Below are 23518 nucleotides of genomic sequence, written 5' to 3'. Positions count from 1 at the left end.
TTTTGATAAAGTTACTGTTCATTCAATAGACATGAAATTTGCAAATAATGGAAAAAATTAAATATATTTTAGTATTTTTTTGTAGCATTGCTTTAGCGGGATGTTTTGAAAAAACTACCTTAGATCGTTTGATCGATAATCCAACAGCCAGCGACATTAAATTAATAATTGATGGTAAAGAATTAACTATTCCTGCTAAGTCAGAAGTTAATTATAGTTTCGAGTATGGTAAACATACGATGACTTATAATAATGATTCAATCAATTTTATTATAAAGCCCGCTAAATTCGGCGGAACTACAATTATTAATCCTACCCAAAGTAACTATATTTTACATACTAATGTTTACGTTACCTCGGCTATGAAAGAGAGCGAATCTGATAAAGTTATTGAAAAACAAATTAATAATATTCCCATCATTATTAATGGGGAAGTTACCGAAATACCGCTTACCGCAAAACTAATTAATGATGTATTTATTGATCAACAGGATTATGATTGGGATTATGGACTTGATCAGGATTTACCTGAAGAAATAACGCGAGAAATGTCAAAAAATTATGCTTACTCAGAGACACTTACAAAACTTTATCGTGAAAGTGAATATATCAAACTTTTAAAACAAGATGATATTGAAGAAGAAATCAGTTTTCCCTATCAACCTAAAAAATTTAGTGAAATTAGTTCTACTCATTTTTTCCCAACAGTTGATCTTGATGCAATAAAATGTGAGCCAGGTCGAGAATATATTAAAAGTCTCTACGATCAATGGCAGCATCTTTTTACCCTTAAAGGGGGGGATTTTGTAAGTAAATATAATAAGTTAATGGACGATAGTGATTTTGATAAGCAAAAACAATTAGAAAATATTTGTAACAACCAGATTGATCCTAATCGTACCTATAATATAGCTATTACAAATTATAATTATAATATCCTCAGAGATTCTAGAGATTTCAACTTTTTTCTTATTAAACAATAATATTATCTAATTGCTTAGTTTAAGATAAGCTTTATCTAAGCTATTTAATACATAAGCATAAAATTATTTTTAATAGTTTTATGCTTTAATTTTTGGGCTTTCTTCTATTTTCTTAACACATGGTTTTTATAAATTCTAATGTTATGACATAAAGTATAATTTTTTTACTTTATCACCATAACAACCATTTCAGTTAGGCTATAAATTAAAACATACACTGTGCAGGCAACAAGACACGTCAAATGCTGATTTACATACAGATAATGTCGCAAAGATATTTTCAATGCTAGGTATAAATATTTAACCTAAAACCTCACACACCCTCTAAAATAGTTGGTAATTTGCTGGTTGATTTTGCCGGCAATGTTACAAAAACAGCAAAAGAATTTTATAAAGTTGGACGCTTGCGTCTGTTTTGGTGCAATTACCTTCGGATCAGGCGACAATTATAATCAAACATGGTTATGAGTTTGGATAAAGTGGGGGGGATTTATGGGGCTCATTGGTAAAGTGATGTGACAGGAGAGCGGATAGCAGGTGCTGTTGAATATTTTTTTACAAACGCTTTCTAAATTTTAAGCGGATTTAAAATAAGCAACAGCAGCAGTCAATTATCAATATAGTTTATTAGGATAGCTTTAGATAATTTTGTTCATATTGTCAGCCAAACTTCAGCTAGCGATGTTAGGTAACTGTATGTATAACATGGGTTAATTATTGTTTTATTGATAAAAATAGATATCGTTTTTTGCATAGGATATGATAAAGTATATGCTCGATTTAAATATTAATAGAAAAGAATGTGATGAAAAAAATACAATATACGTTATTACTTACTTGTAGTTTGGGATTGGTTGGTTGTTTTGACTCTAATCCTCTTGAATCAGGCTCAGTAGACCGTTGGATAGACAATCCAACTGCTAATGAAATAAAAGTGTCTATAGATGGTAAAGAGTTAATCATACCGGCTAAATCTGGTATAAATTATACATTTGACTATGGAAAACACAGTTTGTCTTATAATAATCAGACACTTAACTTCATGGCTAAACCTGCAATAGTATCTAATTCAGGATTTATTAATCCAACACAGAGTAATTATATTTTGTTAACGACTTACTATACGAACAACCAACAAGTCTACGAAAAAATGATTGCTTCAAAACTTAAGAATGTTCCTATCATTATTAATGGTGAACAGACTGAGATTGAATTACCAATAAATGTGGTTAATGACGTATTTATTGAAAGAAATAAAACGCCTTGGGATTATTCTATTGATGAAGCATTACCTGACTCGGTTACTGTAAAAGGTGAAAACCAATATCAATCTCAACGACGTAAACTCTACCGCGAAGATGAGTTTTTGAAAACGTTAGATATCCCAGAAAATGAGAAGGTCAGTTTTCCTTATCAGCCTAAGAATTTTGCAGATTTACCAAAAGTTGTGATGCCAACCATTTCGTTAGATTCGATTACATGTAAAAAAGGGCGCGAGTTTGTTGACACACAAGTAAAAGATTGGAATAAGTTTTTCAATTCAACAGGGAAAGAGTTAGCCAACGTTTATAATCAATTAACTTCAAGTGAAACATTCCAAACTAAACATGCAATCCTAAGTGAATGTTCAACTAATGGTGAAGATAAAAATAGAACTTACGCAACAGAAATTGATAAGATAGATGAAACAGTCAAACCACAAGAACAAGTTAATCTATTTATCACACAATAATAATGTCTTTAGTCTAGTGTAAAAATTAGATAATACGTTACTTAATTCTGATTAATAAGACATAGAATCGATTCTATCAATTTTATGTCTTACATCTCCTCAATCAAACTCTTATCACTTCGTTAGTTAAATATAATAATTGATTTGCCATATGACAAAGTCAAGTAACATTATACTCGTTGAAATTATTGAGCTATATCACATAAATTACATAAAAAACTTGGCGGGCTCAAGATTCAGGATAATATCTATCCATGTATAAAAAAACAAGGAATCGGTTATGAATAAACCTAAATTAAAATTAGCTGCAATTATTGGCAGTATTATTTTAAGTACATCGACTGCTTTTGCCTCGCTTGAGGATGTGAAGAATTTAAAAATTATTAGCTACAATGTCTATAATGGAATGAAATTAGACGAAAGCGAAGGTAAACAAAAATTTATTGATTGGGCAAAAGAACAAGATGCTGACATTATTGCTTGGCAAGAGATGAATTTTTTTACGCGTGAAAAGCTTGAAAAATTTGCAGCAAGTTATGGACATAAATATGCTGTACTTTTGAAAGAAAAACCAGATGATGCCGCTTTTTTCCCCGTTGCAATCACCTCAAAATATCCTATAGTTAATGTCAATAAAGTCGTTGATAATATGTGGCATGGAGCTTTATATGCCGATATTGGCAATTATCATTTTGTTATTACTCACATGAATCCATTTTGGACGGCAAAAAGAATCGATGAAATAAACTTAATTATTGATTCAATTAAGTATAGTCGTGATCCCAATGGCAAATGGATTATAGCTGGTGATTTGAACTCTTTTTCACCTGCTGATAAACAAACCTACGATAAAAGTAATCTGTTAAATGATATTAAAGAAAAGCAGAAACAAAGACCAATATTAGAAAATCTTGTTAATGGACAATTAAGTTATACCGTGCAACAAAACTTATTGGATGCAGGCTTTATTGATGCCTTGAAAATTAAAAATAAACAATTTATCGCAACAGCGCCAACGAAAGTATTTTATGATCAAGCTTCAACGCCACTACGTTATGATTATATCTATATTTCTCCTCCCCTCAAAAAGGATGTTATTGACGTTAAAGTGCTAAAAGATGATTTTACAGATAAATATTCTGATCATTACCCAGTGCAAATGATAATTAAAAATAAATAGTTTTAACCAAGATCGGTAAAGCCATGCATAAGCTGCATGGCTTATCGTGTTATTTTTATATGAACGTTTTTTTATTGATTAACACTAAATTGTGATTGTGATCGCAATGTATCAATTTAAATTTAATTAATATCAGCTATAACGTCAAATAATCAATATGAATGAATTTAACTAAAAAAGCAGTAGGATAAAGATATGAAAAAAATTTTTTTTGTACTCAGTTTGCTGGGATTGTTTTCGCTGTCTTCAAGTGCACTTGCTACAGATGATTTAGTGGTTTCTCAATATCAAAGTTCACCGAATAAAGTGTATGCCGATAATGCTCAACCGCAGATTACTGTTGCTAATTTTAATATTGCAGGAGGACTTAGACATCACAAGGTCGATTTAGATTTGGTTGCTAAAGCAATTAAAGCGATGGATGCTGATATTGTCACACTTGAAGAGGTTGATCAAAATACTACCCGTAGTGGAGGTGTAGATCAAGCTAAAATCATCGCTGAAAAAACAGGAATGCACTATCTATTTGGTAAAGCTACCGATATGAAAGGTGGCAATTATGGTAATGCGATACTTTCGAAATATCCTATTGAAACAAGCAAAACCTTTTTGTTACCGTCTGGCTCTTTTGAACAAAGAGCATTGATGTTAAGTAAAATTAATGTTCCTGGCTTTGATTCGCCTATTTATGTATTTAATACCCATTTTGATTGGCATGAAGAAGATGAAGTAAGAATGGCACAAGCAAGGTTTATTAATAGCATTGTGTTTGATGATTTAGATTTAGATACTGAATTTCCTAATTTGGCTTCTGGTATTATGTTGTTACTCGGCGATTTTAATTCAGTCAAAAATGATAAAGTGATAAAAGAGCTTGAAAAATACTGGACGTTGGTTAAAAAAGATTATGTAGATACTCGCACTTGGCCAGCAGGAAATCCGGGATTAGATTTAGATCATATCTTTACCAGTCGCAATCAAATATGGAAAGTTGAACAATTAACGATTCCTAATGATGGTAACGAATGGAATGGTATTAAATGGCCATTAGTCAGTGACCATATTCCCGTTATTGCTAAATTAAAATTAATTGAACAATAACCTGTGGGCAATATGCCCACTTTTACTTCGATGATCTACCTAATTTAGCAATCAAATAAATATAGACTAGCTCACTGAATAATTCGACTAGTGTTTGGGTGACAATTACTGCCGGTAAAATTGGCATGATGTCTGCAATAGCCATTGCTATTGGCAATATTACTAACGCATTGCGTGTACCAGCACTAAAGGCGATAGCTCGACTTTCTGCGATGGAGACACGAAATAAACGACCAACAAACCACCCAATTAAAGGCGCAAAAATAGCAAATAGTAGATAAAATGGAATAACTGATGTGATTTGTGACAAATTCCCTTTAAGCTGAGGTAAAACCGCTATAATTACAATAAATAAGGCTAAAGCGGTGGTGGGGACCGGTAGTATATTCAATAGATTGACTGTTTTTGTCATAATTTGACTTCGACTAGCACATATCTGGATTATTACAGCAATGGTAAGTGGAAGTAAAATTAGCCATACAAAAGCATGAATAAATGGTGTAGGTTCAATGAGTCCTTTAACCTGTTCACCAATAAATATATTTAGATAAAAAGGTAACAAAAACAGCTGAAGCAATAACAGTAATGGTGTCGCCATTAACAGTGATCGGGCATCAGCATGACCAATATGTGCAAAAGTGACAACGTAATCAATGCAGGGGGCTAACAATACAAATAAGATACCAAGCTTAATCAAAGGCTCATTGGGTATAAAAATAGACAATATCCCTACAAATAGTGGTATAACAACAAAATTGGCAATGACTAAAGCAACAATAAATCGCTTATAAAGCAAAAATTTTGTTATATCGGCAATTGGAACTTGTAGAAAAGTCACAAATAGCATGACCCCTAAAGCAGGAGTAATGGCTGTCGCAAAAACTGAGGTTCCATTTATACAAAAAACAACAATCATTGCGATAAAAACCGCTAAAAAATAAATAGCTATTTGTTGTTGCTCTAATTTTTGTTTGAGGTTTTGCATATTAACCAAATACTTTTATCAATTCAAAATTACCCTTTAGCATACTGTTGATCTTTAATTAAATAAATGGGATTTTATTAGCAAATAAAATATTTATTATTTTTCGAAAAACCGATCTTAATTAGAAAATAATGATCATCCTACTTGAACAAGTTACGTTTGATAAAATCAGTTTATTGATCTGCTTAACAAAACTTAATTATTAGAAATGTGAGCTTTATCACATCATATAATAAAAGAAGTGCAAAGTTAATTGGTACAAAATACTTTCGTTAAAATTATCAATTTTGTTTTTAACCATAAGTTAAATCGAATTAAATTAGATAAAATCACTATTTATTAACGCCAATCTGTTATTTCGTTTTGAACCAAACAAAAGTCATTTATACCAAATTTTAATAACCAATAAACTGCAATAAAGATCACAATTTATGGTTATTTTACTGCCTATACTGATATTAATACTTCGGTTAATTTTTTTCCGAATTTTATATTCATCAGGAGGTAGTAATGAAAAAATATGTCAAAAATTGGATCACAGTCGGATTACTCACTGCATTTTGCCTGCCTATTGGTTCGGTATGGGCTAAAGAGTATCAATTAACGGGGAAAAATACACAAATCACGCTATCTGATAGTGATAATAATAAAAATGTCACATCTTTTAATATTACTAACCCTATAACCCATGATTCAATCAATGTTAATACACTATTTGAGATCACTTTGAATTCCGGACAAAAATTGACCGATAAAGATTTCCAATTAGATAATTTGCAACAAAAAGACAATCAAATTTATATAAATTTCAGTGGTCATGATATTGCGATTCAAACACTATTGATTCTCAATGACGATAAACATTTTGCCAGTTATGAGTTGCAAATCACCCCTAAAAAACAAGCACTTTCAATGTCAGCCGTTTCTTTAATGCCATTCCATTCACAAGCACCATTTGTTTATGGTTCTGTTGTGAGTTCACCTATTATCAGTGATACCTTTTTTATCATTCCCGAAAATCCATTAACCAATACGGTTGCCTATGAAGGCGGTGTTTTGCAAAAAATTCCGCAAGCGATCCCGTTACAAGTTAATCATACCTTAAGTTATAAAACCTATATTGGTACTTATGAAAATGGGCAATTAAGACGTAATGTAAATGAATTTATTAATCACGTTCGAGAACGACCATATAGCCCATATTTACATTATAACTCTTGGCTAGATATCGGTTTTTTTAATCCTTATACCGAAAAAGAAGCTTTACAACGCATTGATCAATATGGTGAGCAATTGGTTGAAAAACGTAAAGTCAAACTTGATGGTTATCTGTTTGATGATGGATGGGATAATCTACAAGGGAACTGGGGATTTAGTAATAATTTTCCTAATGAATTTAATAAATTAAAAACTGCATCTGAAAAATATGGTGCGGCACTTGGTATTTGGTTGTCACCTTGGGGAGGATACAATAAACCACGTGATACTCGTGTTGCCAATGCGTTAAAACTGGGTTATGAGACAATGGATGGTAAACTGGCTTTATCTGGTCCTAAATATTATGCTAATTTCCATAAACGGATTTTAGAATTAATAAAAAATCAAAATATTACGATGTTTAAACTTGATGGAACAGGCAATGCGGATAAAGTGATTGCTGGTAGCCAATTTACTAGTGATTTTGATGCGGCAATCCATCTAATTGAAGATATGCGTAAAGCGAGTGATCATTTATATATTAATTTAACAACCGGAACACAGGCTACGCCATCATGGTTATTTTATGCCGACTCCATCTGGCGAGGAGGCGATGATGTCAATTATTATGGGCCGGGTAGTAAAGTTCAACAGTGGTTAACGTATCGTGATGCAGAAACTTATCGATCAGTTGTACTTAAAGGTCCATTGTTCCCATTAAATTCTTTAATGCTGCATGGCATTGTTTATGCTAAACAAGCAAAAAATTTGCAACAAGAAACCGAAAATGACTTTGCCGATCAAGTTTGGAGTTATTTTGCAACAGGGACCCAATTACAAGAAATGTATATTACTCCAGAACTGATGAACACAAATAATTGGGATACGCTAGCGTCTGCAGCAAATTGGGCAAGAGACAATCAAAAAGTATTATTTGATACTCACTGGATCGGTAAAGATCCCACAAAATTAGGGGTATATGGTTGGGCTGGATGGACGCAAGATAAATCCATTATTACTTTACGTAATCCGTCAGATAAACAACAAGTGTATTATCTTGATTTACAGAATGATTTAGAGTTACCAGCAAAGGCAAACTCGAATTTTACCATTCACATTGATTACAATAGTCAATCACATGCACCAAAACCAGCTGTTATTGATAAAACTGCGATGATCACCCTTGAACCATTCGAAACCGTTGTGATGTCTTTAACGCCTCAATAGCAATAATATGCCTTGTATACGACTTACAAGGCATTAAAAAGTGTTTTAAAACAAACATGTTAATTGATGATGTTTTAACTCTGATTTAGAGCCTATGGTTAAAAAATATTACGATTAGGCTATTTACAATAGTAAAAAAGCTCATTATGATACGCGCCATTATTAACTGCAAAGGAGAACTGATTATGATTTATTTAGATGACCTTTGCAGGCTTATCGCACAATAATTGGGTAATTAACTTTTCCATTCTTGCTTCAATTCATTCTGCTGATCTTAGCCTGCCAATTAAATTCATACCTATAATTTAAAACTAATCTTAGTTTATTGATGTAAATTAAAGAGTTTCACAACCTGAAAATGATTTGATAGTTAATTTATCGCTTTTATTGGCGACAAAACTTAATTTTTGGTCATGGTGGTTTTTTTTACTCGTGTGGTTGTTATTCATCTGTTATATCGCATTTAAATTATAGGCACTAAACAATAAAAATATTTTTAATGGATTGATATATGGACAATTCTATACAGATACTATCTGAAAAAGTGTCATTAATTGCTTCAAATAAAACATGGATTGATGGTTTAGCTATTGAACAACTAGAGGGAACTGCTGAATTACCCAATATGGTTAAAGTGGTGGGAATGCCAGACCTTCATCCCAGAAAAGGTTACCCGATTGGTGCGGCTTATTTAAGTCGTGAAATAATTTATCCTGCATTAATTGGCAGTGACATTGGTTGTGGTATGGGGTTTTGGCAAACCGATATTAGTATTGCTAAGTTAAGCATAGATAAATTAACACGCCAAATAGGCAATATTGATCAACCCGATACCCGACATAAATATAATCTTGGTACGATTGGCGGTGGGAATCATTTTGCCGAATTACAAAAGGTTAGTAAAATTTTTAACAAGCAACTTTTTGAGCACTACCAACTTGATGCTAAAAAATTATTTTTGCTAGTGCATAGTGGTTCACGGGGATTAGGGCATGCAATTTTGCAAAACCAGATATCACGATTTGGTTATCAAGGTTTAGCTGATGAAAGTCCAGAAGCACATGAATATTTAGTAAAACATGATAACGCTGTCGCATTTGCTATGTTAAATCGTCAAGTGATAGCTGAACGGTTACTCAATAACCTCAACAGTCACGGGCGTGAACTACTCAATGTTTGTCATAATTTTTTGCAAAAAGTGACATTAGACCATAACGATTATTGGTTGCATCGTAAAGGTGCATCTTCAGCGTTGGATGAGCTTGTTATTGTACCAGGCTCTCGTGGGGATTATAGCTATTTAGTTAAACCGATACAGAATGAAGCGCTACTCTTGTCACTAGCTCATGGTGCAGGGCGAAAATGGCGCCGAGCAGACTGTAAAAGCAAGCTCGATACTCGTTACACAATTGCTGAATTAAAACGAACAAAATTAGGTAGCCGTGTCATTTGTGAGGATAGTCGTTTAATTTTTGAAGAGGCACCACAAGCGTACAAATCAATAGATAGTGTGATTGAATCGATGCAACAAGCCAATATTGTAACGGTTATTGCTCAACTTACACCAATATTGAATTATAAAACACAAGGAGGTCACTAATGGCATTACTGCTTTTTTCGTCTGCCAGAGGGCCTGATGAATGCTCATTGATGGTCGCAAAAGCTATAAAACAATTTTTTATCGAAGCGAGTAAATTATCGTTATCTATTGAAATGTTAGAAAGTATATTGGGCGACAAGCCCAATACATTTCGTTCAGTATTGATTTCTGTTGAAGGTTGTCTAAGTGAACAATTAATCTCACGTTGGCTTGGCACCGTACAGTGGGTGTGTCAAAGCCCTTACCGACCACATCATAAACGTAAAAATTGGTTTATTGGTATTACTTGTTTACCTAATCCTGTCCCAATACAAGATAGCGCTATTGCGTTTTCGACAATGAAATCTTCCGGAGCAGGCGGGCAGCATGTTAATAAAACGCAGTCAGCTGTACGGGCAACACATATTGCGACCGGTATTACTGTCAAAGTTCAATCAGAACGTAGCCAACATGCCAATAAACGTTTGGCAAAACTGCTATTGGCTCATAAATTGGCTGAACATAAAGAAGAACAATATCAACAACAAAAAGAGATTCGTCAGCGATTTCATGATGTTATTCCTCGAGGCAATAGTCGCTTAGTGTTTTATGGTGAAGCGTTTTGTGACAAATAAAAATGATTTTATCTAATTAATCATTGAGTTTTTGTTATTTTTTAAGCATTCTAAAAAAATTATTAATTTTATTATTATCAATAAAACAAAGGCGCTAAATCAGTCTCTTTTGACTAAAAAGCGAGCTTTAGTGCCTAGTCTTTCTGCTTTTTTAATGGTAAATCAAATTTTTTGTAACCTTTGTATTGAATAAAACTATTACAAAATAAATTCATGTTTTTCTTTGTATTCTTTCATAAAACACATATACTTTGCGGTCCACCTAACTGATAATGATTATCATTACTAATTGTGTGGTTAATGTTATTTTATCTATTTAATTAATTATTCAGTATTTTTTATGAAAGGAATTTAATATGATTTACAAAAAGGTAGGTTTGCTACTATTTCTAACCAGTTTTACTGTTCAAGCTGATCAGTCAATCAATGAGAATAATGAAACAAGTAAAAATGAAGAACAAGAAAAGCAATATAAAAAAACTAAAGCTGACAATCAAAGTAGTAGCGAAGATATAAATGATGTTATTACTGTGATTGCCAGTGCAAATAAACAAAATGAACTGAAAAAAATAAATAGTGTTATTGCTGGTCGTTCAACGCTTTCTTCGGGTTTAATAGAACAGAAACAAGCTGACAATGTTGCGGAATTATTAAATACATTGCCAGGCGTAAGCTCGGCCGGTTCAGTAAGGCCTGGTGGGCAAACGTTAAATATCTGGGGATTTGGTAAAGTTGAGGATGTTAAAATTATTGTTGATGGCTCACAAAAAGGGTTCCAAAAATATCAACAAGGTTCAGTTTTTATTGAGCCTGAACTACTTAAACAGATAGAAGTTAATAAAGGTCCCCATGATGTGAAATTTGGTAATGGGGGATTTGGTGGGGTTATTAGAATGGAAACCAAAGATGCAATTGATTTGCTTGATCCCAATAAATTAGCTGGTGCATTAGTTAAATATAGTTTTCATTCTAATAACCATCAAAATATGGTTACCTCTGCTGTGTATGGCAGAACCGAAAATGATATGTTTGATGGACTCGTTTACTATACTAACCGTAATAGCGGTAATTTTAAACGTCCAGATGGGTCAAGATTTGAGTTTTCGAAAGATGACATGGACTCTTATATGGCAAAACTTAACTTTAGGCCCAATGAAGAAAACACATTCACTGTGTCAGGTATTCGTTCTAAAGTTGATTCATGGCAACCATGGGCGGCAAAGTATGTTGAAAAAATGACGCCTCCGACAGCTGCACAAATTGAAAAATATGGTTATCGAGCAGCTTGGCTAAGAAAATTAGTTAAACGTGATCAAACCGATGAGTCGGCGCAATTTAAATGGAATTACCAACCAACGTATAATCCTTTGGTTAATTTTACTTTACACACAACCTATTCCAAAACAAAGCAAAATGATAATCGACCAGAAAAATACAATCCAGTAGCTGCACTAGGAACAATGGGAAATAGAAGTTGGACAAGTTATACCGATAAAACAGTAGAACTTGAAAATATTAGTATTTTTACTACTGGTGCTATTGATAATGCATTAAAAATTGGCGCTCAAGCGCATTTACATGATCGTGATACGTTGATGTATTATAAGAATTACGCCAATAAGCCTAATTATCATAATGGTTATTTCCAACCAGCATATATGCCTTCCGGTAAACAACAAAATTATAGTTTTTATATCCAAGATGAACTTTCTATCGATAACTTTGTCTTAACACCAAGTCTCCGCTACGATTATGTACGTAATCATGGACAAAAAAATTATGCATCAGCTTATAATGATCCCGATCCTCGCTTTGGACATGATTATTCTCCGGTTAGTTATTCTGGTTGGACACCAAGATTTGGGGCTTATTGGCAAACAACTGAAAATGTTGGGCTCTTTGGCGATATTAGTTATGCTTGGCAAGCACCAACAATTGATGAAACTTATGAGGTTCAATTTACACCTAAAAATGGTGGATCAGGTAAGATTACAGCTACCAGCCGAAATCTTAATAAGGAGCGTAACTTATCAATTAGAGTAGGGAATATACTCGACTTTAACAACTTATTATTAGAAAACGATAAATTACAAGTTCGTAGTACCCTGTTTAGACAGCGTGTTAAGGATGAAATTTTTGTTACTCGAGGATTTAATAACTCAATTTGTGGTCCGGGTAGGGCGTGCCCGCTAGGACAACCTAATTATCGTAATTTACCGGGTAAATTAGTGGTAAACGGGTTTGAATTAGAAACTTTCTATGACAGTAAATATTGGTTTGCAAGTGCCACCTACTCAATTCAAAAAGGAGAAAGAGATACGGCTCCTCAAGCACCATGGATGCATTATAAAACCTATGTCGCAACAATTGCACCACGCACGGCAACATTAACAACGGGTTTTAAAATCCCAGAATGGAATCTTCGAGCAGGTTGGAATGCGCAATTTGTTAGAAAGCAAGATCGCACAGGGCATGAAGATAGAAATCATGATGGTTTTGCTGATCTTGGTGCTTATTCTTTATCACCTTCGTCGGGTTATTCACTACAAAACTTATTTGCCACTTGGCAACCAACCTTTTTACCAAAAGCAGAAGTAAGATTTTCTGTTGATAACCTATTTAACAAGGATTATCGGCTTTATTTAGGTGAAAACACCTATGGACTTGCACGTAACTTTAAAGCGAGTGTTTCATATAATTTTTGATATTTTCTAGTAAAATTCAAATTAAATGATGTTAACATTTTGAGGTGATCGGAGGTAAAATTAGTAAGAAAAATATTGTGTCATAATTTTTCTTACTTTTTGGATTCAAAAAAGAATGAATATTTATAAATCAAAATTCATTCTTTTCAACATTTTGATTAGTAATTCCAAAAGGAATATGTACTGATGGTAAAATTTTAGAGCATTTTTCCAAATGCAATTCTTGATCATCAAAAAAGATATGCGGTTTCATAATTTCTAAAACCTTACTTTTTTCTATACCACCCAAGAAAAAAGCTTCATTTATTTCAATTCCAAGCTCTCTTAGTGTATTTATTGCTCTTTCATGAGAAGGTGCATTTCTAGCGGTTACTATAGCTGTCTTTAATATTGATTTATAATTTTTGTCGTTTTCCTTGCATTGATGCTCTATTTTTTGAATATCAGCTAAACGTTTTATAAACTTACTTAACGGTCCTGGATTATGTATTATATTCTTTTTTATTGTCTCGTTCATATGAAAATCATCTATATTATGTGTTGATTGATAGATACATTCAGATTCATCATCAATTATTACTCCATCAAAATCAAATGCAATACGAAGTTCCGTATCAATTGGATCATCTTGTATATTTCCTTTTAACACTTTACCTGCGGGATATTTTTCTTTTATAGCTTGCGTTACATCATCGTTATTAGCCGAGAGAAATAATTCAATATCAAAAGCTGGAATATATTTTAATGGTGAAGAACCTTGTAAAAATACTGCTCTTGTCATACTTAATCCATAATATTCAATGGATTTCATAACTCTTAAACCTGTATCAGGATCATTTCTTGACAATAAAATAACCTCTACTAAAGGATCATGTGGAGATAAAGCATTTAAAGATAATAGCCTTTTAATAAAAGGAAAGGCTACTCCTGTATTTAATGGAACACTTTCATGTTCCCTCTGAAATTCTCGATATTTTGTTTCACCTTGTTCTCTAAAAATTTTATCTGATTCTTCTAAATCAAAAAGTGCACTAGATGCCAGACCAATGACGAGCCTTTTTGTCAAATCATATGCCATATATCATCATTCCTTTTCCAATTATTTATTATAATTAGTATTTAATAATTCAGTTAAATTATTATTGTATGTAAACTTCAAATTTTTAAATAAATTACGATCAAAAAAATAATTTTTTTATATTTATAATGCTAATAATATCACCACTTACCAGCAGTTGAGCCGCCATCAACAACCATAACTGTGCCAGTCACAAAATTGGAATCGGTCAAGTACATCACTGCGTTAATAATGTCTTGTACATGTCCAATCCGATTGACTGGCGCCATGGATTTTAAAACCGTTTGAACTTGAGGGTCAGTTGGGTGCATTGGGGTTTCGATAATGCCTGGCGCAATGCCGTTAACCATAACCTGACTTGATGCTAATTCTAGCGCTAAGCCTTTTATAGCACTATTAATGCCACCTTTGATCATAATTGGTAATAAAGCCGGAACAGTCAAATTGGGTTGCATAGCAATGGCAGCAGTGATATTAATGATATGCCCAGATTGATTTGCCATCATATGTTTAGCGGCAGTTTGTGCAGGGTAGAAAAAACCTTTAAGGTTTGTATCGATAATGGTGTTTAAATCATCTTGCGTATAATCAATAGCGGGTTTAGAAATAAATATGCCTGCATTATTGACTAAAATATCGACTTTACCAAACCTTGCAATAGCGTGTGAAAAAAGTATCTCTGCTGTTTGCGGTTTAGCAATATCCCCAGCAACAAGTAATAGATTGTCGGGCTCACCTAAGTTTATAGCCGCCTGCTCTAAACGAGCTTTATCTCGACCATTCGCAACGACATTGAAACCTCGCTCAAGATAGGCTTTAGCAATTGCAAAACCAATTCCACTTGAAGCACCTGTTACAATAACGGTTTTGTTTCCTGTATTCATTTAATTTAATGCCTGTTTTGTCTCAAAAATGCGGGTAATTATATAAGAGATGGATTGAAATGGGAATTCGATTGCTGAAGGTGAAGTAAGTAACGGTATTTTCCTGTAGGCAGCCAATAGAATCCATTTGCTGCTTGTTTGATTAAATTACTGTAAAAGATATTGTTTCGATCGATTAATCCAAATCACCAAAAATAAAGTGCGCCCTAAACTGAACAAAATATAGGAAAACCACAAACCATTATTTCCCCAAATTGGCACAAAAATAGATTGAGCAATCAACCAAAGTAAAAGGGCAAGAATCATGGAATCACGAATAGAAGACGTATAACTAATACCTGAAAACACAGCGTAATAGATCAACCCGCCCGCAACAACAATCGGAAAGATAACTAACCAATAATGATATTGTAGACAAAGATTAATGATATCGTTTTGATTGGTGAGTAACTTGATAATAGTGGTATCAAAAGCAAACCAAATGGCAATTAAGAATGCTGGATAAATCACACAGGCTAGCAATGACCAACGCAACGTTTGTTGGTATAACGCCAGATTTTTGTACCTTTAGCCTTACCGCTAAACACACTTGATGTATTGGCAAATCCATCAAATAAGTATGCCATTAAATAATGAATTTGAAACAATACCGCATTGGCTGCTAACACGTTAGTACTAAAACTTGAACCAATTGAAATAAAATGATTGGTAACCACCAACAGGCAAATAGTTCGAATCATTAAATTGGTATTAACCAAAATTACCCCTTTTAATGATTGCCATGATAAAATTGATTTCAAATCAGTCTTTTGTTGTGATTGGGGTAAATAGCGACCAATAAACCAGACCCCTAATAACATACAAATCACTTGCGCACGTAACGTAGCAAAAGCCACGCCTTGAATATCGAAATGAAAACACCATACCAAAATGACCGCTATAAGAATATTTTATTGAATAAAAAAGGGTTAGTTCTAACTCGTTTTTATTTATCTATCTAATTTCAATTGAGAAAAAACAGAATTGTTCACTATATAAGCTGTGATAACTAAAGGGTGTTAGGTTTTGCTTAATGCCTTGTTAAATAATCAAACATTTAATATTGAATTGCTTTATAATGCAGGTGAATAATTCATTTTTTAACGTTTATTTAGGAATCCTTTCATGTCATTTGACTCTCTTGGCTTAGATGCCAAGATTTTAAAAGCTATCGAAGAACAGAACTATACCGATCCGACGCCCATCCAACAACAAGCTATTCCGGTAATATTGTCAGGTAAAGATTTAATGGCCAGTGCTCAAACTGGTACGGGTAAGACGGCAGGTTTTGGCTTACCGATTTTGCAAAAATTAGTCGAACAGCAAGCAAAAACAAATAATCGCTCTGAACCTAAAAGGGGCAAACGTCCTTTATATGCATTGATTTTAGCACCAACTCGTGAACTTGCTGCGCAAATTGGGGAAAATATTCGTGACTATAGTCGCTATTTAGCTGTTCGGTCATTAGTGGTGTTTGGTGGGGTAAGTATCAATCCACAAATGATGAAACTTCGAGGTGGGGTGGATATCTTAATTGCAACACCTGGTCGGTTATTAGATTTAGTTCAGCAAAATGCAGTTGACCTTGCAACCGTTAAAATATTAGTCCTTGACGAAGCTGACCGTATGCTTGATATGGGCTTTATTCATGATATCCGTCGAGTGATCGCAAAGTTACCTAAAAAGCGCCAAAACTTACTTTTTTCAGCGACATTTTCGGATGAAATTAAATCATTAGCTAATACAATTTTAAATTCACCCGAATCGATCGCTGTAGCCAAAACAAATAGTGCATCTGAGCAAATTACTCAATATATTCATCGAGTTGATAAACGCCGTAAACGTGAACTCCTTTCTTATTTGATTGGTAAAAACCAATGGCAACAGGTATTAATTTTTACGCGAACAAAATATGGCGCTAATCATCTTGCCGAACAGCTAACTAAAGATGGCATTAAAGCTTCAGCAATTCATGGTAACAAAAGTCAAGGAGCAAGAACCAAAGCCTTAGCGGACTTTAAGTCGGGACAAATACGAGCACTCGTTGCTACCGATATCGCGGCCAGAGGTTTAGATATTGAATTATTGCCTTATGTAGTCAATTATGAATTACCACAAGTGGCAGAAGATTATGTGCATCGTATTGGTAGAACGGGACGTGCCCAAAATCAGGGGCAGGCGATATCATTAGTTTGTATTGATGAGCTTGCTCAATTAAAATCAATTGAGAAATTGATTAAAAAAACAATTCCAGAAATTTTTACTCAAGGATTCGAAGTCGATCCTCGAATTAAAGCCGAACCCGTAAAAAAAGTGACAGCAAAACAGGCGCCGGCAAAAAGAAGACGCGTTAATCACACGCGAACTTCAAAAAATAATCAGAATAGTATGACGCAATCTAGCCATCATACATATTCTAAAACTCACTAAATTTTCTAAAGTAGAAGGATATTATTATGGCTAAAGTTAATCGCAGTCGTCGTTTAAGAAAAAAATTACATATTGAAGAGTTTAAAGAGTTAGGTTTTACCGTTAGTTGGTCTTTTGATGAAGGGACGAGTGAAGAAACCATCGATAATGTTGTCGATCAATTTATCATTGAAGCGATACAAGCAAATGGTTTAGCCTACGAAGGGAGTGGATATTTAAGTTGGCAAGGTATCATTTGTACGCAAAAATTGGGTAATTGTACCGAAGAAAATCGTGACGTTGTCACTAAATGGCTTGAAAACCATGGTTTAAAAAATATCAAAACTAGTGAATTGATTGATATTTGGTGGGATGAACTAGATTTTTAATTACTTCATTCGATAAATTATAAAATAGCCACTATTGTGGCTATTTTTATGGATGGTTATTTTAACGTTACTCAATTCCTTGGCTACGCAAGTAATCTTCATAATTACCGGTATAATCAATCACTTTTTCTGGTGTGATTTCAACAATACGAGTTGCTAAAGAACTAACAAATTCACGGTCATGCGACACAAAAAATAGCGTTCCTTGATAAAGCTCTAATGCCATATTTAACGATTCAATCGATTCCATATCAAGATGATTGGTTGGTTCATCCATGACAATGATATTTGGGCGTTGCATCATTAATTTACCAAACAGCATTCGGCCTTTTTCACCACCAGATAATACTTTAACTTGCTTCTTTATATCATCTTGTGAAAATAGTAAACGCCCTAAAATACTTCGAACAGCTTGTTCATCATCGGTTGGTTGTTTCCATTGACTCATCCAGTCAAATACAGTTAGATCTTCATCAAATTCGTATTCATGATCTTGAGCATAATAACCAATATTGGCATTTTCTGACCACTTAATATCACCTGATTCGGGTGTCAGTTCGCCCATTAACGTTTTAAGTAAGGTTGATTTACCAATACCATTAGTCCCCAAAATAGCCACTTTCTCACCGACCTCAACCATTAAATTAAGATTTTTAAATAGTGGTCCGTTATCAAATCCTTTGGTGAGATTTTCAACAACAAGCGCATTACGGAATAATTTTTTATCTTGCTCAAAACGGATAAATGGATTTTGCCGACTAGAAGCTTTAACTTCTTCTAATTTAATTTTTTCAATTTGCTTTGCGCGTGATGTCGCTTGTTTTGATTTTGATGCGTTAGCACTAAAGCGACTAACAAACGATTGTAATTCATTAATTTGTGCTTTCTTTTTGGCATTATCGGCTAATAAACGCTCTCGGGCTTGTGTTGATGCCGTCATATAATCATCGTAATTACCCGGATAGATGCGCAATTCACCATAATCCATATCGGCCATATGGGTACAAACCATATTGAGAAAATGACGATCATGCGAAATAATAATCATGGTACTTTCACGTTCATTAAGGGTATCTTCTAACCAACGGATAGTGTCAATATCAAGGTTATTGGTCGGTTCATCTAGTAACAAAATATCCGGATTAGAAAACAGTGCTTGCGCTAAAAGGACTCTTAACTTCCAACCTGGCGCTATCTCACTCATTAATCCATAATGTTGTTCAATAGGAATACCAACACCCAATAATAATTCACCTGCGCGAGCTTCAGCACTGTAACCATCCATTTCGGCATACTGCGTTTCTAAATCGGCAACTTTAAAACCATCTTCTTCACTCATTTCGGGTAAAGCGTAGATGCGATCACGCTCTTGTTTAATTTGCCACAGTTCAGTATGTCCCATAATGACAGTATCAAGAACCGTGAATGTTTCAAACGCGAACTGATCTTGACGCAATTTACCTAGTCTTTCATGTGGATCTAAAGCAACATTGCCTGATGTTGGGACTAAATCACCACCAATAATCTTCATAAAAGTCGATTTACCACTGCCATTGGCACCAATAAGACCATAGCGATTACCATTACCAAATTTAACAGAAATATTTTCAAATAAAGGTTTACTGCCAAATTGCATTGTGATGTTATTTGTACTTAACACTGATTTATACTCTCGAATTGTTAAGGCTATTTTGCTCAAAGTCATGTTGTAAAATAGCCAAAATATAATTTGGTGCACATTATGCCATAATTAATCGTTATTGAGGATTATTGTTTAGTGTTTTATATCTACCTATTATTGGTTGTTCATGTGATTAATAATGGTAAACGTTAGGGTTTAAATTTTGTTTACATTCAAAGCGCGGATTGATACCATGCCTGCCTCATCATTATAACTTTAGATTAATTATGCTATATCTTATTATTGTGACGATTGTCTGGTCATTTTCTTTCAGTTTTATTGGTATTTATTTAAGTGGACAAGTGGACACTTGGTTTGCTGTGGTAATGCGTGTACTTTTAGCATTTGTTACTTTTATCCCTTTTTTTCGTATCAAAAATATTTTGCCGAAACAGATGGTATCGTTAATGGGGGTTGGCGCATGTCAATTAGGAGTTATGTATTTTTTTTATTATAATTCTTTCCAATATATTTCAGTCCCAGAAGTATTACTCTTTACTATTACTACCCCTATTTATGTCACAATTATTTATGATTTATTGCAGCGCCATCGGTTAAGACTGTCGTATTTATTAACGGCTGTTATTGCTGTTATTGGTGCAGCAATAATTCGTTATGATCACATTAGTAGTCAATTTATTATTGGATTTTTATTGATTCAAGGCGCGAATATCGTGTTTGCATTAGGGCAGGTTGGTTATAAACGAATCATGGAACTCTATCCACTGCCTCAACATCACGCTTTTGCATGGGTCTATTTAGGCGCGATTATAGTTGCGAGTATTGGCTGGTTTTTATTTGGCAATCCCGAAAAACTACCCACTACCCAATTACAATGGGAGATAATTATTTGGCTTGGGGTTGTGGCATCGGGATTATGTTATTTTTTATGGAATTATGGTGCGACAAAAGTCGATTCTGGCACCCTAGCCATTATGAATAATGTTGTTATACCAACAGGTATTTTAGTAAATGTTGTTATTTGGCATCAATCGATTGATTGGGGCCGATTTTTGCTTGGTAGTGCTGTTATTGTTTTTGCCTTGATCTTGCATCATAAATTCAAAAAACTAGAGGCAAATTAATTTTTCTAAGTAAGCTGTAACATTATTGATAGAATTAGCGGTGTTGTCACGGATGATAATGCCGTTGATATCAATAAACTTGAAGCTATTGGACCTTGTAATACAGCAAATTGCCTTGCCATCATATAACAATTGATGGCAAGCGACACAGAACTTAATAGCACAACGACTTGTAATTCTAAAGTTGGCAGCCCAATGAGTTTACCTAAAATATAGGTAATAGTGGGTAACACCACTAATTTTAATGCACAAATTGCTGTTGTAACCAAAAGATTATCGCGGAGCTTATATTCGGCAAGCCCCATTCCTAATACAATTAGCGAAAGTGGTGCAGTCATATCGCTAACCATTTGGCTTGATTGGTTAATAAATTTTGGCAAAGGAATTCCAGAGTAATTTACAATAAGACCAAAAAAAATGCCAATAATGATAGGGTTTTTTGATACTTTTTTAAACGCTTGCAATATGCTCTTACACGATAGTTTACCTATTTGGACAAATTCAATAGATACACTAGCCAATGTCCATAAAATTAATGCATTAAATATAACAATGATGGCAACAATTGGGATAGCACTATCGCCTAACAACATTTTAATAATGGGAATGCCGACAAAAACTGTATTTGTGTAAATGCCGCCCATTGCAAACATCGTACTTTCACTGCCATTTAATTTAAATAATTTAGATGCAATAACGCAACCAATAGCAAACACTATAAATGTACCACCAAAAAAGACTAATAATAGCTTAATATCAATATGCGAGTGCTCAGAAAAATGACTCATAATCTGAAATAGCATAATTGGAAACGCTATATAAAATGTAAATTTGGTTAAGCTATCAGTCACTGTTTTTTGCCATTTACCTATTTTAATGGCCAAGTAACCCAATAAAATTAAAACAAATAAAGGCAATGTTGCTAAAAATTGTAACCATAAGGTAAAAAGGAATTCCATTTGATAATTCTACATTAAGTTAATGCTTTCGCGTGAAGTACCATTCTAATTCAGTTGAACGTTTGGCATCAAACTGATAGCCTTCCAAATTAAAATTTTTAATATCCTCGCTGTTATCAATGCTATTTTTTATAATAAAGCGACTCATTAATCCACGTGCTTTTTTAGCATAAAAGCTGATCACTTTATATTCATCTTTGCTTTTATCTAGAAAAACGGGTTGAATAATTGTCGCCTTTAATTGTTTTGGTTTGATAGCTTTAAAATATTCATTTGATGCTAAGTTGAGTAACGTTGGTTTTGGTGTTTTAGCTAATTCTTTATTTAGGCTATCAGTTAATTGTTCACCCCAAAATTGATAAAGATTGGTATTTTCACCATTTTTTAAGCGAACTCCCATTTCGAGGCGGTAAGGTTGAATTAAATCAAGCGGCCTTAAGATGCCGTACAGTCCCGACAAAATTCTTAGATGAGACTGAGCAAATTGTAAGTCTTTATCATTAAAATCCTGAACATGAAGCCCTTCGTAAACATCGCCTTTGAATGCCAAAATAGCTTGCCTTGCATTTTCAAGATTAAAATCACTATGCCAATTTTGAAAACGTTCATAATTAACTTCAGCTAAGTTAGAACTTATAGCCATCAATTTAGACAAATCTTCAACGTTCAATTTTTTACAATCCTCAATGAGCTTTTCTGATTGATGTAAAAATTGCGGTAAAGTATTTTGTTTGGTAATAAGTGGACTTTGATAATCAAGTGTTTTTGCAGGGGATATAACTGTAAGCATATATTCATCACCTATTGAATTTTGTCTGATTTAGGTTTATTTTACACATAATCTTATCAAAGAAGGAGCAATAAGATGAATTTAATTAAAAAAGATATACATGAAATTCGTGCGTGGGCTAGTGTTCGAGAAACTTCAATTGAAATTGCAGAAGCTATTTTTGAATTAGCCAATCACGATGAAAAGTTAGCTGAACAAATTTGGTCAGAAGGGAGTGATGAGGTTTTAAAACTTGCTTTTTCTAAAACTAAAGCAGACAAGCTATTTTGGGGTGAACAGACTATTGAGCGAAAAAATATTTAGTATCTCATCATCTACATCGTTATTCATCAATAAGATTGCATAAATCAATTGATGTTATACCTTCATTATCAGATATTAACAATATGTTAGGTATGTGATGATAAATAATCAAAAAATGAGAATAGTTACGTTAATTGTATTGTTAACATTGAATTTATCATCCTTTGGTATCTTTGCCTCTACAACTACTGACTTGGCCGATAAAATGATAGCCCAGCTTGACGAGTGTGAGGCTTTTTCACAATCAGATAGATTAGTGTGTTTACAAAAACAGGCTAAACAAAGCCAACTTGCCTTACAGCAAGCTGAACAAAACGCTTTTAATTTACTTTCAAAATGGGATGACGATGAGCAGTTTATCCTTTTAGCTAAACGCAAATTGACTCTATCTAACGAAGCGTTTGCTCATTATCGTGACGTACATTGCCAATATTTCAAATCTTTAGGCGGTGGTGCAATAACTAATGCACTTGAAATGCGGCGTTTAACTTGTGTAAGCAAACTTAATTATCGCCAAGCTGATCAACTTGGTCATGAACTTTCTGATTTGAATTTAAAAAATAAATAAACCAAGGTT

21 protein-coding genes are annotated in these 23518 nt (G+C 33.7%); 13 read left to right on the top strand and 8 right to left on the bottom strand.

What is annotated here, in order from left to right; genetic code table 11:
- The first annotated feature begins 47 nt into the window (after window positions 1-47).
- The 4 genes from A9G03_RS00905 to A9G03_RS00890 all read left to right on the top strand — a co-directional run bounded on the left by A9G03_RS00905 (window position 48) and on the right by A9G03_RS00890 (window position 4996).
- Window positions 48-983, top strand: a complete 936-nt coding sequence (locus tag A9G03_RS00905; protein WP_065633568.1) for a hypothetical protein — start codon at window positions 48-50, stop codon at window positions 981-983.
- A gap of 805 nt (window positions 984-1788) precedes the next feature.
- The gene (locus A9G03_RS00900; RefSeq protein ID WP_065798149.1) at window positions 1789-2715 is read left to right on the top strand and encodes a hypothetical protein; all 927 of its coding nucleotides are present in this window, start codon (window positions 1789-1791) and stop codon (window positions 2713-2715) included.
- A 280-nt stretch (window positions 2716-2995) separates the two neighbouring features.
- A complete protein-coding gene (locus A9G03_RS00895; RefSeq protein WP_082209367.1) occupies window positions 2996-3895 on the top strand; it encodes an endonuclease/exonuclease/phosphatase family protein in 900 nt (299 codons plus the stop codon).
- Window positions 3896-4090: 195 nt separating this feature from the next.
- Window positions 4091-4996, top strand: coding sequence for an endonuclease/exonuclease/phosphatase family protein (locus A9G03_RS00890; protein ID WP_065633570.1), 906 nt, complete (start codon window positions 4091-4093; stop codon window positions 4994-4996).
- Window positions 4997-5018: 22 nt separating this feature from the next.
- Here the strand turns inward: A9G03_RS00890 and A9G03_RS00885 are convergent, their stop codons facing one another.
- A complete protein-coding gene (locus tag A9G03_RS00885) occupies window positions 5019-5981 on the bottom strand; it encodes an arsenic resistance protein (RefSeq protein WP_065633571.1) in 963 nt (320 codons plus the stop codon).
- Between the two features lie 510 nt (window positions 5982-6491).
- On the opposite strand from A9G03_RS00885, the gene A9G03_RS00880 reads away from it, so the two are divergent.
- From A9G03_RS00880 to A9G03_RS00865, 4 genes are all read left to right on the top strand, one after another.
- On the top strand, window positions 6492-8405 hold the full coding sequence (locus tag A9G03_RS00880; RefSeq protein ID WP_065798148.1) for an enterotoxin: 1914 nt from the start codon (window positions 6492-6494) through the stop codon (window positions 8403-8405).
- Window positions 8406-8916: 511 nt separating this feature from the next.
- On the top strand, window positions 8917-10005 hold the full coding sequence (locus A9G03_RS00875; RefSeq protein WP_065798147.1) for an RNA ligase RtcB family protein: 1089 nt from the start codon (window positions 8917-8919) through the stop codon (window positions 10003-10005).
- Window positions 10005-10619 carry a peptide chain release factor H gene (gene prfH, locus A9G03_RS00870; RefSeq protein WP_065798146.1) on the top strand — a complete coding sequence of 205 codons (615 nt, stop codon included), beginning with the start codon at window positions 10005-10007 and terminating at the stop codon, window positions 10617-10619. Before A9G03_RS00875 ends, prfH begins: the two co-directional genes overlap by 1 nt.
- 356 nt (window positions 10620-10975) lie before the next feature.
- Window positions 10976-13324, top strand: a complete 2349-nt coding sequence (locus tag A9G03_RS00865; protein WP_065798145.1) for a TonB-dependent hemoglobin/transferrin/lactoferrin family receptor — start codon at window positions 10976-10978, stop codon at window positions 13322-13324.
- Between the two features lie 130 nt (window positions 13325-13454).
- Here A9G03_RS00865 and A9G03_RS00860 read toward each other — a convergent pair whose 3' ends face one another.
- From A9G03_RS00860 to A9G03_RS00845, 4 genes are all read right to left on the bottom strand, one after another.
- Entirely contained in the window at window positions 13455-14402 is a 948-nt protein-coding gene (locus A9G03_RS00860; RefSeq protein WP_065798144.1) for a 5'-nucleotidase, read from the bottom strand.
- A 140-nt stretch (window positions 14403-14542) separates the two neighbouring features.
- Window positions 14543-15286 (bottom strand): SDR family NAD(P)-dependent oxidoreductase, encoded by a 744-nt coding sequence (locus tag A9G03_RS00855; protein ID WP_065798143.1) that lies wholly within the window; start codon window positions 15284-15286, stop codon window positions 14543-14545.
- Between the two features lie 147 nt (window positions 15287-15433).
- A complete protein-coding gene (locus A9G03_RS00850) occupies window positions 15434-15796 on the bottom strand; it encodes a hypothetical protein (protein ID WP_143425797.1) in 363 nt (120 codons plus the stop codon).
- Window positions 15797-15801: 5 nt separating this feature from the next.
- Complete coding sequence (locus A9G03_RS00845; RefSeq protein WP_065798141.1) at window positions 15802-16215, bottom strand: hypothetical protein; 414 nt, start codon at window positions 16213-16215, stop codon at window positions 15802-15804.
- 235 nt (window positions 16216-16450) lie between these two features.
- Here A9G03_RS00845 and rhlE point away from each other — a divergent pair, with 235 nt between their 5' ends.
- Window positions 16451-17755, top strand: coding sequence for an ATP-dependent RNA helicase RhlE (gene rhlE / locus A9G03_RS00840; protein WP_082209366.1), 1305 nt, complete (start codon window positions 16451-16453; stop codon window positions 17753-17755).
- A 26-nt stretch (window positions 17756-17781) separates the two neighbouring features.
- Window positions 17782-18123 (top strand): YggL family protein, encoded by a 342-nt coding sequence (locus A9G03_RS00835; RefSeq protein WP_065798140.1) that lies wholly within the window; start codon window positions 17782-17784, stop codon window positions 18121-18123.
- A 67-nt stretch (window positions 18124-18190) separates the two neighbouring features.
- Here the strand turns inward: A9G03_RS00835 and A9G03_RS00830 are convergent, their stop codons facing one another.
- Window positions 18191-19828 carry an ABC-F family ATPase gene (locus A9G03_RS00830; RefSeq protein ID WP_442903105.1) on the bottom strand — a complete coding sequence of 546 codons (1638 nt, stop codon included), beginning with the start codon at window positions 19826-19828 and terminating at the stop codon, window positions 18191-18193.
- A gap of 203 nt (window positions 19829-20031) precedes the next feature.
- Between A9G03_RS00830 and A9G03_RS00825 the strand changes: the two genes are divergently transcribed.
- Window positions 20032-20889 carry a carboxylate/amino acid/amine transporter gene (locus A9G03_RS00825; protein ID WP_065798139.1) on the top strand — a complete coding sequence of 286 codons (858 nt, stop codon included), beginning with the start codon at window positions 20032-20034 and terminating at the stop codon, window positions 20887-20889.
- Between the two features lie 5 nt (window positions 20890-20894).
- On the opposite strand, the gene A9G03_RS00820 is transcribed toward A9G03_RS00825, so the two are convergent.
- Together A9G03_RS00820 and yaaA are read right to left on the bottom strand one after the other, a co-directional pair.
- Complete coding sequence (locus A9G03_RS00820) at window positions 20895-21848, bottom strand: AEC family transporter (RefSeq protein WP_065798138.1); 954 nt, start codon at window positions 21846-21848, stop codon at window positions 20895-20897.
- A gap of 19 nt (window positions 21849-21867) precedes the next feature.
- Complete coding sequence (gene yaaA / locus A9G03_RS00815) at window positions 21868-22638, bottom strand: peroxide stress protein YaaA (protein ID WP_065798137.1); 771 nt, start codon at window positions 22636-22638, stop codon at window positions 21868-21870.
- A gap of 75 nt (window positions 22639-22713) precedes the next feature.
- Between yaaA and A9G03_RS00810 the strand changes: the two genes are divergently transcribed.
- Both A9G03_RS00810 and A9G03_RS00805 read left to right on the top strand, forming a co-directional pair.
- Window positions 22714-22941 carry a YccJ family protein gene (locus A9G03_RS00810; RefSeq protein ID WP_065633582.1) on the top strand — a complete coding sequence of 76 codons (228 nt, stop codon included), beginning with the start codon at window positions 22714-22716 and terminating at the stop codon, window positions 22939-22941.
- A gap of 97 nt (window positions 22942-23038) precedes the next feature.
- Window positions 23039-23509: a hypothetical protein gene (locus tag A9G03_RS00805; RefSeq protein ID WP_082209365.1), complete on the top strand. Its 471-nt coding sequence runs from the start codon at window positions 23039-23041 to the stop codon at window positions 23507-23509.
- Window positions 23510-23518 lie beyond the last annotated feature (9 nt).

This window comes from Gilliamella sp. wkB171 (assembly GCF_001693755.1).
Taxonomy (GTDB): domain Bacteria; phylum Pseudomonadota; class Gammaproteobacteria; order Enterobacterales; family Orbaceae; genus Gilliamella; species Gilliamella apicola_F.
This window is presented reverse-complemented; position numbering and strand designations above follow the sequence as displayed.